The organism is Brevibacillus sp. B_LB10_24, from assembly GCF_046036945.1.
GTDB lineage: Bacteria > Bacillota > Bacilli > Brevibacillales > Brevibacillaceae > Brevibacillus_C.
Window position 1 is genome coordinate 25251 of record NZ_JBJQOQ010000015.1, and the last position, 16871, is coordinate 42121.

A 16871-nucleotide genomic window follows, 5' to 3' on the forward strand; every position below is an offset into this window, starting at 1 on the left:
AACCCTCCTTCTCAAAATGCGCCGCGGCCGCCGCCTCCTCCGCCGCCTCCACCGCCGGAAGAGAATCCGCCGCCCGACCCTCTTGAAGAGGGAAGATTGCTCTTCGCGGCAGAGACTGTCCTGTCGAATGAATCGGCAAAATGGTCAAAATGCTGATGAAGACCGCCGTCAGTTACCGCCGAGTAAACGGCATGCTGTTGAAGATCCGGCCGAACGAGGTCGGTATTTGCGATGGCGATGACCTTTTTGGCTGCACCCAGCGAAATGGCGTAGACGAGATAGTGCTCCCACAAATGAACGGCTAGCGGTTCCCTCGAGGCCATTTGGCTGTAATCCTGTAAAAACCTTCTGAACGCCTTCCACTTAGCCCGTTCAGTTGCACCTGATCTCGTTCGCCTTTTGATCTTGAATCCATAGAAAAAGAGGGGAAACGCGCAAATCAACAGCCATTTCACAGTGTCGGGCGCGAAGAAGACCAAAACGGCGATTTGTGCCAAAGCGATGCCGATGGCAATATTCCGGCCGGTTTTGGATGAATCGAAATAGTCCTTCCGAGTTGCTTCCTGTACTACCATGTTTTCCCACTCGCTCAACCGGTTGACAAATGTTCGGGCATTGGCCTTTTTTTTGGTGTAATCGCGGATATCCAAGAGCGATACTTCGTTGTTTTTGCCAAGCTGCCTGAAAAGCCAGTCGATCAAATAGGCCTCGTGCTGCTTTAACCCGTCTGTCTGTTCGTCGATCAGTGTAAATCGGTAATCGTATTTTTCTTTGCGGAACAAACCGCCATCTTTCTTGACCACTTGCATGTCAACGTATTTTTTTCGAACCAGATCGATCAGCGTCGCCATCAGGTCCTTGGACTGAATGTTGTAATCCATCAGGCAGCTCACAACCGCAGGCGTCACGTCTTCGGGAAGTTCGCGACAGTACTTTCCGCTCCATGCCGGCCGGTACTCCTTGTCGTATTTGATGAAAAGAATCACGATGACTGCCAAATTGGCGACGAACAGGGCAATGGCGTAATAGAGCAATCTCCAGGGCCGATTTTTTTCCGCTTCCCGCTGTTTGTCTGCATCTTCCGCCCACTTTACTTCCTGCTGCCTGATATTGTCCAGCATCGGAGTGTTCTCGATTTTTGAGCTGTCCGGGACATATTCCTTGGGAAACAAGACTCTAGCTTCCAGCATTTGTTCTGCTTGTAAGGGGCTAACCTGGTACCGGACCACGCCATCAGCCGGAATTTCCACTGATCCTGACAGGGGGCCGTGCCCGAACGCCAGGATCTCCTCCTGCCCTACCCCGCCTGGAAGCTCAATCTCAATACGCACTGAGCCCAACCTGCTCGGATTGGAGTCATCGAAAAACTTCCAGTACAGCTCGGCGGTATCTTCATAAAGCTTCACGACATTTTTGAAAGTGTACGTAAATTTGAAGACTTTGGTTTCATCGTGTGCCTGATCGTACACTTTATACTCGATTTGCTCGCCTTTGCCTGTCGTTTCGAAGGTGAGCGGAATTTCTTGCTGGGGACCCGCTTCAAAGGCCTGGAAGTTCTCGATACCGTCCGATCCGGACGAATCGAGCAGTACGAGAATGCCGTTAAAATCCCCGTTGAACCAGTACGTGTCCTGTTCCGTCACCAGCATGTCGCCATTCTGGTCGATTCGGGCATGAATAACCACATCAGTGATATCAAACGAACGTTCGCTCGCATGAACGGGGGCGCCAGGCAGGAACAGAAACAGCAAACTTGTGAGCCCGGCGACGATTTTCTGAAAAAAGGTCATCTTCGCGCCCCCTTCATGGGATATCAGCCGCGGTTACAGTCACAACACATTGTCTGTAATATCCTCCATCCTCCGCGGTCGCTGTAATCCTTGTCTTGCCCGCCGCGACACCCGTTATCTTGCCGGTATCGTCCACGGTGGCGATCTTGTCGTCGTCGCTGGACCACGCAAGGTCCGGGAATGTAGCGTTATACGGCGTGACCGTCGCCTGCAAGGTTTCGCTCTGCCCGGCTTTCAGCGAAAGTTCGGTTTTATTCAGGACTACTCCGGCTACGGAGACCATCCCGACAGCGTAGAGATTGTGATCATACGAGCCGATATAGACAGCTCCATCGGGTCCAATTGCCGGTGAGGATGCGATAAAACCTCCTGTAGCGAACTCCCATTTTTTCTTGTTGTTCGGATTGATCGCATACAGTTTCTTGTCTTCAGAACCGACATAGATGGTACCATCTGCTCCTACGACGGGCGCGGATGACACTTCCTTATTTGTTGCAAACTCCCATTCTTTCTTGCCGTCCGGTTTGAGCGCATAGATTTTGGAGCCGGCACTGACGTAAATGATGCCGTTTGCGCCTACTGTGGGCGAGGATTGAAAGCCTACATCAGCGAGTTCCCATTTTTTCTTGCCGTTCGGATTGACCGCATACAATTTTCTGTCACCAGACCCTGTGTAGATGGTGCCGTCTGCTCCAATTGCAGGTGAGGTGTAAATGGAATCGCCTGTTTTGAATGCCCATTTTGTCGTTCCGTTCGGCTTGATCGCATACAGATTCGTATCGCCAGAACCAATATAGATGGTACCGTCTGCTCCGATGGCAGGTGAGGAGTAGATCGGTTTCTCTGTTTTGGCCTTCCATTTCTGCTTTCCATCCGGATTGACTGCATACAAATTTCCATCGCCGGAACCCACATAAATCGTGCCATCTTCACCAATAGCGGGAGTCGAGTCTATGTCCCATTTTGTTGCGAACTCCCACTTTATCGTTCCATCTGGATAGATCGCATAAAGTTTATTTTCCATGCCGACATAGATGATGCCGTCACTCCCGATCGCCGGGGAGGCGAAGACTTCGCTTTCGGAATCGATTTCCCATTTCTTCTTTCCTTTCCGATCCACAGCGTAAAACTTTTTGTCGCCCGAACCAAAATAGACTGTGCCGTCCGCTCCGATCGCTGGTGTGGAGCGGATTTCCCCCTTTGTCTTGAACGTCCAGCGAGGCCGGCCGTTTGAACTTGACACGGCAAGAGACTTGACGATTTCCTGGGTAAGCTTAACATCTGGGTTTAGCTTGATATCAGGGTTTAGCTTGATATCAGGGTTTAGCTTGACATCAGGGTTTAGCTTGACATCAGGGTTTACGTTTTGATCCGGATTCAATTTTACATCCGGGTTATTCAGCTTTAGATCCAGGTTCGGTTCAATGGCATTTGCATTTGTGTAATGGAGCGGAAACAGGCCGGCAAAGAGAAACACGGAAGTGAGTACAGCAGAAAACCATTTCCTCTTAATCATCGCAACGTTCCTTTCCATGCTGCTTGCTAAACAATACTCTAATTATGGCCCTTGCTTGCAATGCGTCCTGTTTTTAGCACCTTGATGCACATCCAGAGAATCGCGATTGGTAAGCTGATGTAACTTATTAACCCCAATATGTCGATTAGGGAGCCGAAGACATTCAGTACTCCGGCAATCATAATCAGCGCTCCGGGCCAACGTGTTAGTTTGCTATAAAGGTAAATGGACAAACCGTAAAGAACCTCGCCGACCAGAATCAAGATGGAGGACGTAAATCCCGCCTCACTTATTGGCCCATAATCCGAAAGGTTCTCAAAGTTCGCAGATGGATTCAGTTCATGAATCACAGGTAAAGAAAACCCGACTAATTCGACATAGCCGATTGTCCATACGAATGCGATAAGCATGATAACGATGCTGAAAAATCCGAGTTTCCCCAGATTCTCAAATTGACGTAAATAAACTGCGATGGCCCCGAACATGACTAAGATCCAGGCCAAAACATTCAAATAGATAGAAAAGGTGGATTCCAATCCTGAAATGTTGACAATAATGCTTGCAATCTGAACAAAAAGCCCCAAGATACCGAACACTGCAAATACCTGAACAACCTTTGTTAATGTCACATTTCCACCCCCCTAGAAAATTAAAGATTTATTCGATTGGCGCCCACAAAAATCCCCTCCACCAGATTTATTCTAAAAAAGGGGACGTTTCAAAAGCGTTTCAAAATGAAAAAGCCCTCATCCAGATTCATACGTGAGAAGAGGGCGTTTCAAAATTCTTCGTATTTTCCCAGCACACGCAAACAATTTCCGAGCGCCACTTCACAGAGAGAACGTTCCCGGAGCGAAACGGAGGATGCGTTACGTTCCAGCCATTGCCTGTAAGCTTTTTCCGCTTCGTTGGGATTGCCGCCGGTCGCGGCGAATAAATCGGACGAATGGCGCTCTGTCAACGTATTGCCGACAATCGTCAGGTACCGATCTATTTGCGGCATGCATTTTCGCGGATCATGGATTCGTTTTCGTAAATTGGCCTGGGCTTGTTTCTCAGTGGAATCCGGCCAAAAATCAAAGGCGATTTGCCTTCTGCTTTGCGGCATGTCAAATCCGAGAATCAGGTATGCCAACAGCAGCTTGATCTTTCTGCCGGGAATTGCAGTGATGACCTTATCGTCGAGGATGATTTGCAGGCCACCCAATAACCGGAAACGGAAACCGACCAAAATACAAACCTCCCGTCAAATTTTCCGTTCATTACCCTTTATCCTAATTCATACGGTCATTCTATCAAGAGAAGTACTGACGGTTGAAACTTACATGACCACATGAAAAGCAAAAAACCTCCCTCAGATCTAGCCCGAAGAAGGAGGGATTGTAAACGGTTATCCGGACGGCACCTTCCGGCCGAACGCAAATATCACGGAAAAATATTCACGACGGAATCGGTAGAACACTTCACGTGTTCTCCGCTTCCATAACCACGATGCGGTCACAGATCGCATCTACGTCTTCTTTATCATGGGTAACAAAAATGCACGTCATCTTCGCCCTGTTCAAAATCTCTTTGAGTTCCTGCCTGATCTTTCCCTTCAGGTCGGCATCGAGATTGCTGAACGGTTCGTCCATCAGCAGGATGGCCGGCTTGGGGGCAAGCGCCCGGGCCAATGCCACACGCTGCTGCTGTCCTCCGCTCAACTCGTGGGGGTAGCGCCGCTCGTATCCTCGCAGCTGCACCAGTTCCAGCATCTCGTCCAATCGCTTGGCTCTCTCTGTCCGGGACAATCTTTGCAAGCCAAAAACGATGTTTTGCGAAACCGTTATATGGGGAAACAGCGCGTAGTCCTGAAACACCATGCCAACACCGCGTGCTTCCGGCTCCACAAAATTCCGCTGCGAAACCACAACTTTTCCGGCAATCGCGATCGTCCCTCCTGCTGGTTCCTCCAATCCGGCAATCAGTCGAAGCAGGGTGCTTTTCCCGCTTCCGCTCTGGCCCAGAACCCCGACGATCTGTCCCTGGCTGATAGACAGGCTGAAGTTTTGGATCGTCCATTCTTTCGCATTCTGATAGCGAAAGAAGAGATCTCGTATCTCAAAAAAGTTCATCGCTCCTGCTTCTCCTCTCCAACTCGGTGAAAGAGCAATACGGAAATCATACTGATCCCGATGATCAACAAAGACGGTATCGACGCCTCGATAATCTGTTCGTCATTGGCGTACTGGTACGCCTTCGTGGCCAGCGTCTCAAAGTTGAACGGCCGCAGCAGCAATGTCAGCGGCAGTTCTTTGGTAATCTCCACAAACGCCAGGATGGAGGCGCTTAAAACCGCTCCCTTGATCATCGGCAGATCTACCCGAAAAAACGTCCTGGTCATCCCCAATCCCAACAACCGGGACGCTTCGTAATACTTCTTGCCCACCTTTTCAAATCCAGCCTCAATCGAGTTGAAGCCAACAGCCAGAAAGCGGATCACATAGGCGAAGATCAGCATGACGAGCGACAGGCTGAGCACCAGCTTTTTTTCGCCCCAACCCAGCCAGCTGTAAAACCCGCTCAACTGTTGATCCAGCGAAATGAACACGGAAAGCACACCGATGGCGATGACCGCCCCCGGGATCGAATAGCCCATCGCGATCAGCTTAGCCGACACCTGGGAGAAGAAGGACTCCCGAATCCGGCTAGCGTTGGCCACGACCGCCGCCAGCACCACGATGACCGCCGTTGCAATGACGGCGACGGAAAGCGTGTTAAACGTCAACTGGATAAAAGAGCGGTTGACGACATCCTGATAGCTGAGCTTGGCCCAGGCGACCAGTTGGACGAACGGGATCAAAAACCCGCAGGAAAAGACCGCCAGACAGAACAAAAACGCCGCTGCTGCAGGCACCCCCCTCAGCTTTTTCGGTTTGAGCGGCCTGGTTTTGCTGGTGGAGGAATGAAACCTCATCCGGTTGCGCAAAAGCCTTTCCATTAGAAATAAACCGATGATTCCCACCATTAGCATCGCCGCCAGCCGAACAGCCGAATCCAGGTCGTACATGCCAAACCAGGTTTGAAAAATCGCCGTGGAAAAGGTCGGAATGCCAAAATAGCTCGTCACGCCGTAATCGCTCAAAACCTCAAAGACGACCAGGCTGACGCCGCCGATGATCGCTGAGCGCGAGATGGGCAGGACCACCTGGAAGAAGATCTGCAGCGAATTTTTCCCAAGCAGCCGGGCGCTTTCAATATAGGCTGCGCTCTGCCGTTCCAGAAAGGCTTTGGTGATCAGGTACACGTAGGGAAACAAAAACATCGTAAAAATAAAAATGGCGCCCTTCACCGACATGAAGTCAAAGTATTTCTGATCCACGGTCATACCCAGCTGGTAGCGGAAAAACTTTTGAATGGCACCGGTGTAGCTAAACATCGTACTGTATGTGTAAGCTGCAATGTAGGGGGGAATCGCCAGCGGCAAAATCAGCGCCCAACGAAAAAACCGCTTAAGCGGAAAATCGCAGGCGGAGACGAGCCAGGCGAGCGTGACGCCGATCAGTACCGTGCATATTCCCGTACACAGAACAAGCCAAAGCGACTGGAGCACGTAATCCTTCAGCATGTATTCCTTGATGTGCTGCCAGTTTTCGTTTGGCTGGTGAAACAGGTTCAACAAGATAGAGAGGTTGGGCAGCAGGACCGCCGCTACCCCGAGCAGGCTTACTGCCACCCAACCGTTTCGATTCCTCGCAAAGCTTCTCAGGAACGTTCGTCTGTACATCTACTTCCAACCTACTTTATTGAAGATCTCCAGGGCTTTCTTGTTATGAGTTCCCAATGCCGCGAAATCGATTTCCTGCGCTTTGTATTCTCCCCATGACTTCAGCAGTTCCGGCATTTCCGCTTCGGCGTTGACAGGGAATTCGTAGTTGGCCTGGGTCAGCAGGGTCTGAGCCTCTTTATCCGTCAAAAATTCGATCAGCTTCACGGCGTTTTCCTTGTTCTTGCTGTGTTTGGTCAACCCGGCGCCGCTGACATTGATGTGAGTCCCGGTAGTTTCTTGGTTGGGGAAGAAGACGCCAATGCTCTCTCCGACTTTTACCTCTTCCGGATCTTTGGAATTCACCAACAGGCCTACGTAATAGGTGTTCATGATCGCGACGTCGCCGACTCCGGCCACGATCGCCTTCGCCTGGTCGCGGTCAGCCCCTTCCGGCTTGCGGGCCATGTTGTTTACGATGCCTTTGGCCCATTCTTCTGCCTGCTGCTCGCCGTTCAGTTCGATAAAAGAAGCGAGCAGGGACTGGTTGTACAGGCTCGTCGAAGAGCGAACCAACACTTTGCCCTTCCACTTGTCTGTGGCCAGATCTTCATAGGTGGACAACTGCTCCGGTTTTACCCGCTCTTTTGAGTAGGCGATCACACGCGCCCGTGTAGAAATCCCCACCCACTGATTGTCTTTGTCCCGCAATTGCTTCGGTACGCGCTGATCCACCGCTTCCGATTGGATCGGCTGCAGCACGCCCGCTTCTTTGGCTGTATTGAGAACGCCCCCGTCCACCGTGATAAACAGGTCGGCTTCTGTGCTTTCGCCTTCGCGCTTCAGGCGTTCGATCAGTTCTTCCGCTTTGCCTTTGACCACGTTTACCTTGATGCCGGTTTCGGCGGTAAACGTCTCGAACAGCTTGTCGTCTGATTCATAATGCCGGGCCGTATAAACATTGACTGCCTGTTCTTTGCTTGTTCCCTGGGCTTCTGACGGAGCTATTCCATCTCCCGCATTGGAACCGCACCCTGCTAACAAACCAGCTGCCAGGACTGCGGCAAGCAAACCGGAAAAAACTTTTTTCTTGCTCATTATGTATACGCCCCTTTACCCGATGTTGATAATAAGAACCATTATCAATAACTTGTTTGATCATATCAAGGCATAATTATATTGTCAACAAGTTATTTTCTAAATGATACGAGTACTTTGCAACGGGAAAAAAATCCGGGAAGCGAGACGGTATTTCTGAACATTGACACGTTCCCCAGACACTTTGACATATATTACAAACGGAATCATTATACGCATCGAAAGGGAGCGGTTAGATTGAATGATCTGAGTGAGACGATGAAGCATCTGCAGCGCATCACCGAATCGCTGAGCCAATTAAACAGCACGGATCAATCACCCTGGAAAACGATCAGCCAAATGCAGTCGCTGTTTGACGAAAAATTTTGGCAGAATATCATGGGGCTGGCCAGTTTCAGCGGAAATGCTGACCAGGCCAAGGCCGTACAAGACCAGTTCAAGAATTTTGTTACCCCGAAAGCGGATGTGTTTCAAACAAACGAAAAAATCATCGTATGCTGCGAAATACCTGGCCTGGATCTGGAAAGTTTGGATATCTCCATCTCTGACAGCCGCTTTTTGACGGTACGAGGAAGAATCAAGAAACGGCGGCACCCAGGGTTATCGGTGGAACGGGAGCGGTCTTACGGAAACTTTTCCCGGCAGATCGAACTCCCCAGCCCGGCATCCACCAAAGGGATGAAGCGGCTGTACAAGGATGGGCTGCTGGAGCTTCACCTCTTCAAGCGGTCCGCAGCCCCTGATTGGTGACTGGCTCTGCTCGGCGGTACAAAGGGAATCACCGGACTGAAGATGAGCGAGTCCGCCGGCGTGTCAAAAACGCTTGAGCAGGTGATCACCTCGGCATCACCCAGCAAGACAAGCGAAGAACGGATCACCTCGTCGAATTCGATGTTATTTACCGCCAATTTCCGGTTCGTTACCTTCATGTTCATCAAAACATGCCTCCTTTGAAGTCAGCCCTGACATAGTGCGTTGATATCCTATGCGGCGGCGCGGATAGATGTCAGCCTGCAGGCGGCCAAATCTTCCAAATTTGCGAACAGGGGATGAACACCCAGAATTCCTTTCACATACAATACCATCAAGGCTTTCTGCAAAGGGTGCAGGCAAGATGCCAGCCATCGTTGGAACAGTAAACATAAACAGCTTGAGCGGAGTTTTCAACATCGGTGACGTCAACTCCATTACCCCCACCGCTATCGTCAAAACGTTCGCCGGCGGAGGGTCTTTCAGCTCGGGAACCAACTTGACCGTCAACAACGCCCCGAGCGTGATTAACGTATACGATACGGATTCAGGCGACCAAGCCGTATTTATCCAGGAGCGAGACGGCTCCATCAGCAAGGAGCGGACATGACGATGAATTTTTACATCTATCAAAACATCTCCATCCACACATTGAAAATTGACAGCATCTCCAACTCATCTGTCTGTCAGATCGGGAGTGCGGGAATCATCAAGCCGCTCTCCCAGTTGTTCAACACGGGAGGCTTTACCAGACCGGCTCCACCTGCCATTCCTCCGCAATCGGTTCCTTACGTCCCCCTGGTTGAACCCACCCGCTGAGCATGGGGCCATCCGCATTTTCGCAAGCTTGAAAGTAGGTTGATCTGTATGTATATGGAATCTGACATGATGAATTACTTTCATCAGCTTCATGGTTATCTGCAGGAGCAGACCAAACAAATCACCGAGATGAACAAGAGGATGAAACAAATGGAGCAGGATATCAATAAGCTAAAGGGGGATGCGAGCCAGCCCGTCGTCCATAATGAGTATAAATTCGACCTGTTAAAGATCGAGCGGCTGGAAGGAACGCTGAACATCGGCATACATCCCAAAGGTGCGGAAAAAGGCGGCGAATCGTCCATCGAAGAGCTTTCCGTCGATCAATCCATGGACGTTCCTTCGCCAGCCGGACAGGAACCCAACCTGTTCGAAAGAATCCGGCAGCAAATTCATGGTTACATGAACACTGAGGCACGCGAAGTGCTTCGATACATGGAAGACAAGTACGCCTGCCCTCTGGACGACGTCTACCGTCAATTTATTTTGGACGACGTGGCAAGACAGCTTGACCAGCGGATTCATTACTACCTGAATCAAAGCAAACCGCTGCCGACTGAACCGGATCAGCTGGCTCGTCTGGAAGAGCAGACCGTACAGTGTATCAAAGAAGATATCTGCAACACGCTGAAAGCATTTGTAAAAAATCTGCCAAGGAGAAGCGGGGCTTGATCATGAAGTATTCCGTCATCAACGGGGAGTTTTCTGTCAAAGACGTAAAAATCAAAGATCTCTCCTCCTCCTCAACGGTATTCGCAGGCGATGTCAAGACGATTTGCTTATCATCTATTCTTGAAACACCTCCCGAGTCGCTGATCGTAGGGGTAACCATCGGGCCGCCCCCCGTACCGCCTGTTACTCCTCCCCTTCCGATACGATGAAAAATGTGGAAGGAGCTTACCCGTGAACAGCAGAATCTCATCTGTCCAGCATGTCAGTATTCTCAACATCGACCCTTACTCCATTTTCGAGGTTGGTGACTCCTTTCACGTCCACCCGATCACGAAAGCCATAGCCGTTCAGCGCCAACAGGCGATCTTCCTGGAAAGCGAGTTTCCGCTGAGTGACTATCCGATGTTTACAGAGAGGATCCCCCAACCATTTGTCGTCGAACCGCTTAAGATGGAAACGATCAACAAATCCCCGTTTTTGAACGTTGATAATATCAAGATCAACAACATGGTTTCTTCATCTGTCCTGCACCTGGGCTCAAGCAGGATCCTGCATTCGGAAGCCCGTGTCAAAACGATTCGGCACCTCTTGCGAGAAAAAGAATAAGCTATGGGAGGTGTTCCTTTTGCCGTCCATTGTCGGAGCTGTCAATATTAACAGCAACTCGGGATCCGTCAATTTTGGGGATGCCTTGAACGTGTCGCAAAAAAGCTATTCCAAATCGTACAACGGTGCCGGCGCAGGCAATATCGGGAATCTCATAAATGCAAACAGCGGCGCGAGCATGACCAATACGGCTGATACACACCTCAATGATCAGGTGCAGGTGGCGAATGCGTAAAGAAGGAAAAGAGCCAACCCGAAAAGTCGAGTTGGCTCTTGCTTTTGTTTTGGACGGCCGGTTTGCCAAGGCAGAAGGCGCCTTACACCTCAAGGGCAGCCAACGCTTTTTTGATCCGGTTGGGGTTGAAGCCGAGAATCTGTTTTTCGCCGATCAACGTAAGCGGCACAGACATGATGCCCAGACGGCTCAACTCTTCGTGGTAGGCAGGATTCTCGTCGATGTTGCGCTCCTCAAACGGGATGTTCTGTTCGGTCAGATATGTTTTCAACTGCTTGCAAAAGTTGCAATTGGTGCTCGAATATACGATTGCTTGTGCCATGGTATCTATCTCCTTTTTCATCTGATTCCTTACTTGTACTGCGGAACGATTTTGGACCGTTTGTTGATGTATTTGTCGACGGCCATCGCCGCGATCGCTCCGTCGGCTGCCGCTACTACTGCCTGTTTGACAGGCGACCGGCGCACTTCCCCGGCTCCGAATACGCCCGGAACCGCCGACTGCATGAATTCGTCCAGGACCATGTAGCCTTCCTCATCCAACGGCACCTGATCCTCCAGGAAACTGGTGCCCGGCTTGCTCCCGGACAGGAAGATGAATACCCCGTCGACAGGCAGCAGTTCTTCTTCCCCTGACGCCTTGCGGATCTTGACCCCTTCAACGCCTTTCTCCCCTACGATCTCTACGGGGCGGGTGCGGTAGTAAAAGTGCGTGTTGGGAAGCTCAGGCGCCGATTCGACTCCCTGCAGCTCAGCGCGCGGCACGATGAAAAAAATCTCCCTGGCAAACTTGGTCAGGGCCGCGGCCTCCTCCAACGCTTCCTCCGATTCGCCGATGACCGCAACCACCTTGTCCTGGTAAAAGGCGCCGTCACAGGTCGCACAGGTGCTGATGCCCCGCCCCAGCAGACGCTCCTCGCCAGGCAGCATCCGGTTCCGCCCTTTCGAACCGGTCGCGACGATCACGGTCTTGGCCTCAAACGTGCCGTCCGCCGTGTAGATGCTCTTCACTTCATCCTCCACGTCAACGGCGGTAATCGTCGTCTGTATAAACTCGGCGCCAAAGCTCTTCGCCTGGTTTCGCATTTTATCCAGCAGTTCTTTTCCGCTCCATTCGCCTTCCACACCGGGATAATTGGCGATCTTGTGCGTCAGTGCCAACGCCCCTGTTCCCGGCGCCTTGTCGATGACCAAGGTTTTCAAATTGCCGCGAGCCGTGTAGATCGCGGCTGTCGCCCCTGCCGGCCCGCCGCCAATCACGATCACATCGTACACGCCCACCCCTCACTTTCAAAATCAATATTAGATAATAATTATTATTATCTTAGATATATTTAATTTAACGTGAAATATAGGCGAAAGTCAATACTTTTTTGTAATAATTCTAATTTGATTATAGGGATAACAGTTCCCGATTCGAATGTCTGTTTATAAAAAAAGAAAATCCCCCTTCGGTCAAAAGGGGGATACACATGTACTTTTGGCAGCATGCTGCCCTGTCCCTGGCGGTTCAATTTATCGTAGCGACGACGCGGTTTACTTCAAACAACGCGGCAGGATCCAGCTTCAGCGTACAGGTGGCCTGTCCGCTCCCGCCGTAGATGGCGGAATAGCCAAGCAGCCGCTTGTCGATCACACACGGCAGGTTGTGGCCCACAAGCGGAACGCTGCCGACGGAACACCCCGTCAGCTTCTTCACCTCTTCTTTGCTCGCCAGTTGTGCGTCCCTGCAGCCAAGAACGGCAGCCACCTCTGCGAAATCGACCCCGCCCTGCCTGGCCGACACGATCAGCGCGAAAAAGCCGCGCTCCGTCTTGATGATCAACGTAGGCGCCGTCTGTCCCAGTTCACACCCGAAAAACTCCGCCCCTTCCTTCGCCGTACGGATCGGATTTTCATGGTTGATTAATTGGTAAGAAATGTTATTCTTTTCTAAAATACTCTTCATATCTATCATAGAGATCCTCCCAGACTGTTTTTACAAAAAACAAAGGGGAATTGAAAGATGTACATAGCGTATCTGCAGCTTGCCTTATCGATGGCTTTTGTCGGCATCAACATAGCCGTCGGGAAAGAAGTCGTCCGCGAGGTGCCCGTTTTCCTGTTTTCCGAGATCCGGTTTTTGATCGCACTGCTCATCCTGGGGACGATCTTGACGGCGCGAAAAGAGTGGCGCTGCTCCCTGCGGCCAAAGAATTGGCTGTCCCTTTTCTGGCAGGCCTTCTTCGGCGTCTTTTTATTCAGCGTCTGCATGCTGTACGGAGTCAAAATGACGACGGCTGCAGCGGCGGGGATCATCTCAAGTACAGTCCCGGCCTGCATTGCCCTGCTCTCCCTGTTCCTGCTAAAAGAGAAGCTGACGAGAAACAACGTCGCTGCCGTCTGCCTCTCGGTCCTGGGAGTTGCCCTGGTCACCTTCAGCAAGGACGGCTCCGAACCGGGTTCCGCTCACGCGCTCGGCATTTTGCTCGTGTTTTTGGCCGTTGTTGCCGAAGCGCTGTTTACGATCTACGCCAAAAAGCTGTCCGGACGGCTCACGCCGTTTCAGATGGCGACCGGGGTGAATGCGATCGGCTTCATCCTCTTTCTGCCGCTGGCGCTCTGGGACCTCTCCCGGTTTAGCCTGGCCGGGATTCACGCCCAAACCTGGGGCTTGATCGTCTACTATGCAGTTACCGCCAGTGTGCTTTCCTTTACGCTCTGGTATCTGGGAGTCAAAAAAGTTCCTGCAGCTATCGCGGGTTTGTTTACAGGGATGATGCCGATCAGCGCTGCCATCAGTTCTGCCCTTTTTTTACACGAGGCATTCACCTGGCTGCACGCGCTGGGAATGCTGCTAGTGCTGTGTGCAATCGCAGCAGGGACGAGACATGAGAAAAAGCTGCAGACAATCAGGGGGAACGGCTGAAAAATGACCTGCTACTCCCAGGGCGAATATATCAATTCCTTCAACGACTGTGCCCTCTGCTTTTCCTCCTGGCTGATCAGTCCTTCAAACTCATAAATCATCGTGCCATTATCCGATATCTTGATGAAGGCGATCTTCATCTTGACGTAGGCGTCCAAGATCCGCTGGGCTTCACTGAAGGAAAAGCTCGTGTGCATGGCCAGTTCCGCTGTGGTCAAGCTGCCGCCAAGCTGCTGTGCCAGCTGCAGGATCTGGTTTTCCAGTTCATCTGCCTTCCGCCGCTTCGTCCGTTTGCGGGCAGTGATGCACAGCCAGGTGCCCACTATCAGCGGCAGGATTGACAGCACAAGAAGCGGAACCAATTCCGAGAGCAGGGTTAAGTCCGAATCACTGGCAAACGTTCCGGCCAGCAAAATCACCCCGAACAGGCAAAGAGCGATGCCGATGACTAACATCGTTAGTTCTTTCGCCGCTTCACGGGCGGTACGTTGACTTTCGGTTTGCTTGGGAGTTGTATTCATAACGCCTTTCCTTTCTCTTCCAATATAATTCCATCTTAGAATTATTGCACTATTGTGTCAAACCTTCCCCATAAGAAAAAGGAGCCATCCCGGATGGCTCCTTACCCTTGATTTGGTTGGACTTCTTCTGTATGGGACGGCAGGAAAAACGAGAGCACCAGGCCGACTGCTGTCGTCAGCATCATCCACTTGAAAATCCCCATCAATCCCGCTGCCTGGCTGGCCGGCAGATACAGGTTAAGCCAGGCGCCCAGCAGCGCTACGCCAACGGTTTGCCCCATCGTCCGGACGAATTGCAGCGAACCGGTCGCGATCCCGCGCTGCTGCCAGCCCACGCTGCTTTGTACGGCAATCGTCAGTGCCGTTGACACAAAGCCGAACCCGGCCCCGAGGAAAATCTGCAGAATCGGAATCATCCAGAGCGGACTTTGCGGAGTCAACATGATCAGACCGAGAGTACCTGCCAGCAACAGGACCATGCCGATGACAGTAACCCGCCGGTACCCGGTCCTAAGCAGCATTCTCCCGCTGAGCGAAGCGGCTATCGGCCAGCCGATCGACATCGGCAGCATCATAAAACCGGCAAACATCGCGGAATGCCCCAGCACGTTTTGAATCCAGATCGGCATGTACGCGGAGGAACCGATCAATACGATTGCCTGTAAAAAAGAGACCACTTGGGCGAAGGCGATCATGCGGTTTTTAAACAACGGCAGCGGCAGCATCGGCTCCTGCACCTTTGCCTCCAGCCGCAGGAACAGGACGAACAGCAGGATGCTCAAGGCGAGCAGCAGATAGCTTCCCCCGCTCATACTGACATTCCCTTCTCCGCTGGCCAGCAGCGTATACAAAAAGAGTCCGATGGAGAGGGAAAATAATATCGCTCCCCCGTAGTCGATATACACCTTTTTCTTGGCGATCTGCTCGTGAAAAAACCTCGAGACGAGCAGAATCGAGACCAGACCGACAGGCAGGTTGATGTAAAAAATCCAGTGCCAGGTGACAAAATCGACGAAAAAGCCGCCGACCAGCGGACCAACCAGGCCCGCCACACCCCAGATGACGGAGAAAAGCCCCATCAATTTGGCCCGCTCTTCTTTGGTAAAAATGTCCCCGATAATCGTCAGCGTGATCGGCTGGACCGCCCCGGCTCCAAGACCCTGCAAGCCGCGAAACACCAGCAGCTGTGTCATCGACCCGGACAGCCCGCACAGTACCGAACCGAGCAAAAACAGGCTTGTCCCGAACAGGAAGACCGGCTTGCGGCCAAATAAATCGGCCAACTTGCCGTAGATCGGCGTCGTCACTGCCGTCGTCAGCAGATAGATGGAAAATACCCAAGAGATAAGTTCGCTTCCCCCGAGATCGCGCACGATCGTCGAGGTGGCTGTACTCATGACCGTGGTGTCAATCGCCGTCAGAAAAGTAGCTACCAAGAGGGCAATTAACGTGTTGCGCTTCGAACTGTTCATTCCGGTGTAACCCCTTTAATCCATTTGATTATTCCATCATCACTAACTTAATTCAACTTGTCAATCAAAAATGTTTAGTTAGTCGTAAAGATGCCTGCGTTCGCTTGATTAGGATTCACGAAACCTGTTGAGCCATTCGTTCAAACTCGTGCCTTTTTTCCCTTTCCCCGTTATAATCAATATAGCGTCTTTTCAGACAATTCCCATTTGCCACCAACTCTTGAAGGAGGATGTATATGTCGTTTGCACCGCTGCAGCCGCTGTGGCTTAAAGCCCGTGAGCGCTACCTCTCTACCCTGTCCGACATGCAGCCGGAACAGCTGTCGTGGAAGGTCGCGCCGGGGTCGAATTCGCTCGGATTTCTCGTTCGCCACAACGCCGAAGTAGAGTACCGCTTCGCTTCCATGTTCTTCGCCCGCCCGCTGCCGGAATCGGTAACCTTGACGACCATTGGCCCGGTCAAGGACAAAGGCGTCTACACCGACTGGCCGCAGCTTCAGGTATTTATGGAACAAGCCTCCGCCCATTTGCTGGATGCCATGAAGTCGCTGCCTGCTGAAAGCTGGGACGTGCCTGTCGAAGCCCCAATCGGCGTCCTGACTCCCCGCGAGGCACTGGGTCGCCTTACCTACCACATGGGGTATCACGCCGGTCAAATCGGGCTGATCAGAAAATACGGCGGAGAAATGAAAGAGGAGGTGTGAACGCATGTGCAAGACACTGTTCGAGTGTGATGTAC

Annotated in this window: 22 protein-coding genes and 1 pseudogene; 10 read left to right on the forward strand and 13 right to left on the reverse strand. The window is 51.6% G+C overall.

Annotation, left to right across the window (positions count from 1 at the left end):
• Nucleotides 1-11: 11 nt before the first annotated feature.
• The 4 genes from ACI7RC_RS14925 to ACI7RC_RS14940 form a co-directional block, all read right to left on the reverse strand.
• Nucleotides 12-1790: a DUF2207 domain-containing protein gene (locus tag ACI7RC_RS14925; RefSeq protein WP_408109022.1), complete on the reverse strand. Its 1779-nt coding sequence runs from the start codon at nt 1788-1790 to the stop codon at nt 12-14.
• A 13-nt stretch (nt 1791-1803) separates the two neighbouring features.
• On the reverse strand, nt 1804-3306 hold the full coding sequence (locus ACI7RC_RS14930; RefSeq protein WP_408109023.1) for an outer membrane protein assembly factor BamB family protein: 1503 nt from the start codon (nt 3304-3306) through the stop codon (nt 1804-1806).
• A gap of 38 nt (nt 3307-3344) precedes the next feature.
• A complete protein-coding gene (locus ACI7RC_RS14935; protein WP_408109024.1) occupies nt 3345-3935 on the reverse strand; it encodes a hypothetical protein in 591 nt (196 codons plus the stop codon).
• Between the two features lie 149 nt (nt 3936-4084).
• Complete coding sequence (locus ACI7RC_RS14940) at nt 4085-4537, reverse strand: AfsR/SARP family transcriptional regulator (protein ID WP_408109025.1); 453 nt, start codon at nt 4535-4537, stop codon at nt 4085-4087.
• Between the two features lie 145 nt (nt 4538-4682).
• On the opposite strand from ACI7RC_RS14940, the pseudogene ACI7RC_RS14945 reads away from it, so the two are divergent.
• A pseudogene (locus tag ACI7RC_RS14945) lies at nt 4683-4763 on the forward strand (S-layer homology domain-containing protein); the annotation flags it as partial.
• A gap of 6 nt (nt 4764-4769) precedes the next feature.
• Here ACI7RC_RS14945 and ACI7RC_RS14950 read toward each other — a convergent pair.
• Genes ACI7RC_RS14950 through ACI7RC_RS14960 form a run of 3 tightly spaced genes read right to left on the reverse strand, consistent with a single transcriptional unit; the run spans nt 4770 to nt 8149 of the window.
• The gene (locus tag ACI7RC_RS14950; protein WP_408109026.1) at nt 4770-5420 is read right to left on the reverse strand and encodes an ABC transporter ATP-binding protein; all 651 of its coding nucleotides are present in this window, start codon (nt 5418-5420) and stop codon (nt 4770-4772) included.
• The gene (locus tag ACI7RC_RS14955) at nt 5417-7072 is read right to left on the reverse strand and encodes an ABC transporter permease (protein ID WP_408109027.1); all 1656 of its coding nucleotides are present in this window, start codon (nt 7070-7072) and stop codon (nt 5417-5419) included. The genes ACI7RC_RS14950 and ACI7RC_RS14955 overlap by 4 nt, the downstream gene beginning before the upstream one ends.
• Nucleotides 7073-8149, reverse strand: coding sequence for a Fe(3+) ABC transporter substrate-binding protein (locus tag ACI7RC_RS14960; protein WP_408109028.1), 1077 nt, complete (start codon nt 8147-8149; stop codon nt 7073-7075).
• A gap of 237 nt (nt 8150-8386) precedes the next feature.
• Here ACI7RC_RS14960 and ACI7RC_RS14965 point away from each other — a divergent pair, with 237 nt between their 5' ends.
• The gene (locus tag ACI7RC_RS14965; RefSeq protein ID WP_408109029.1) at nt 8387-8899 is read left to right on the forward strand and encodes an Hsp20/alpha crystallin family protein; all 513 of its coding nucleotides are present in this window, start codon (nt 8387-8389) and stop codon (nt 8897-8899) included.
• Here the strand turns inward: ACI7RC_RS14965 and ACI7RC_RS14970 are convergent.
• Nucleotides 8863-9084 carry a hypothetical protein gene (locus tag ACI7RC_RS14970; RefSeq protein WP_408109030.1) on the reverse strand — a complete coding sequence of 74 codons (222 nt, stop codon included), beginning with the start codon at nt 9082-9084 and terminating at the stop codon, nt 8863-8865. The genes ACI7RC_RS14965 and ACI7RC_RS14970 overlap by 37 nt on opposite strands.
• 179 nt (nt 9085-9263) lie before the next feature.
• On the opposite strand from ACI7RC_RS14970, the gene ACI7RC_RS14975 reads away from it, so the two are divergent.
• The 6 genes from ACI7RC_RS14975 to ACI7RC_RS15000 are packed head-to-tail and all read left to right on the forward strand — an operon-like array spanning nt 9264 to nt 11231.
• Nucleotides 9264-9509 carry a spore germination protein gene (locus tag ACI7RC_RS14975; RefSeq protein WP_408109031.1) on the forward strand — a complete coding sequence of 82 codons (246 nt, stop codon included), beginning with the start codon at nt 9264-9266 and terminating at the stop codon, nt 9507-9509.
• Between the two features lie 2 nt (nt 9510-9511).
• The gene (locus tag ACI7RC_RS14980; RefSeq protein ID WP_408109032.1) at nt 9512-9718 is read left to right on the forward strand and encodes a spore germination protein GerPB; all 207 of its coding nucleotides are present in this window, start codon (nt 9512-9514) and stop codon (nt 9716-9718) included.
• Nucleotides 9719-9766: 48 nt separating this feature from the next.
• Nucleotides 9767-10390 (forward strand): spore germination protein GerPC, encoded by a 624-nt coding sequence (gerPC, locus tag ACI7RC_RS14985; RefSeq protein WP_408109033.1) that lies wholly within the window; start codon nt 9767-9769, stop codon nt 10388-10390.
• Complete coding sequence (locus ACI7RC_RS14990; protein WP_408109034.1) at nt 10387-10599, forward strand: spore gernimation protein; 213 nt, start codon at nt 10387-10389, stop codon at nt 10597-10599. Before gerPC ends, ACI7RC_RS14990 begins: the two co-directional genes overlap by 4 nt.
• A 22-nt stretch (nt 10600-10621) precedes the next feature.
• Nucleotides 10622-10996: a spore germination protein GerPE gene (locus ACI7RC_RS14995; protein ID WP_408109035.1), complete on the forward strand. Its 375-nt coding sequence runs from the start codon at nt 10622-10624 to the stop codon at nt 10994-10996.
• Nucleotides 10997-11006: 10 nt separating this feature from the next.
• Complete coding sequence (locus tag ACI7RC_RS15000; RefSeq protein WP_408109036.1) at nt 11007-11231, forward strand: spore germination protein; 225 nt, start codon at nt 11007-11009, stop codon at nt 11229-11231.
• Nucleotides 11232-11313: 82 nt separating this feature from the next.
• Here the strand turns inward: ACI7RC_RS15000 and ACI7RC_RS15005 are convergent, their stop codons facing one another.
• The 3 genes from ACI7RC_RS15005 to ACI7RC_RS15015 all read right to left on the reverse strand — a co-directional run bounded on the left by ACI7RC_RS15005 (nt 11314) and on the right by ACI7RC_RS15015 (nt 13188).
• Nucleotides 11314-11553, reverse strand: coding sequence for a glutaredoxin family protein (locus ACI7RC_RS15005; protein ID WP_408109037.1), 240 nt, complete (start codon nt 11551-11553; stop codon nt 11314-11316).
• 29 nt (nt 11554-11582) lie between these two features.
• On the reverse strand, nt 11583-12506 hold the full coding sequence (locus ACI7RC_RS15010) for an FAD-dependent oxidoreductase (protein ID WP_408109038.1): 924 nt from the start codon (nt 12504-12506) through the stop codon (nt 11583-11585).
• Nucleotides 12507-12741: 235 nt separating this feature from the next.
• The gene (locus ACI7RC_RS15015) at nt 12742-13188 is read right to left on the reverse strand and encodes an aminoacyl-tRNA deacylase (protein ID WP_408109039.1); all 447 of its coding nucleotides are present in this window, start codon (nt 13186-13188) and stop codon (nt 12742-12744) included.
• A 48-nt stretch (nt 13189-13236) separates the two neighbouring features.
• On the opposite strand from ACI7RC_RS15015, the gene ACI7RC_RS15020 reads away from it, so the two are divergent.
• Nucleotides 13237-14139, forward strand: coding sequence for a DMT family transporter (locus ACI7RC_RS15020; protein WP_408109040.1), 903 nt, complete (start codon nt 13237-13239; stop codon nt 14137-14139).
• A gap of 11 nt (nt 14140-14150) precedes the next feature.
• Here the strand turns inward: ACI7RC_RS15020 and ACI7RC_RS15025 are convergent, their stop codons facing one another.
• A complete protein-coding gene (locus ACI7RC_RS15025) occupies nt 14151-14660 on the reverse strand; it encodes a phage holin family protein (protein WP_408109041.1) in 510 nt (169 codons plus the stop codon).
• Between the two features lie 101 nt (nt 14661-14761).
• The gene (locus tag ACI7RC_RS15030; protein WP_408109042.1) at nt 14762-16132 is read right to left on the reverse strand and encodes an MDR family MFS transporter; all 1371 of its coding nucleotides are present in this window, start codon (nt 16130-16132) and stop codon (nt 14762-14764) included.
• A gap of 236 nt (nt 16133-16368) precedes the next feature.
• Between ACI7RC_RS15030 and ACI7RC_RS15035 the strand changes: the two genes are divergently transcribed.
• Nucleotides 16369-16836, forward strand: coding sequence for a DinB family protein (locus ACI7RC_RS15035; RefSeq protein WP_408109043.1), 468 nt, complete (start codon nt 16369-16371; stop codon nt 16834-16836).
• Nucleotides 16837-16871: the final 35 nt, after the last annotated feature.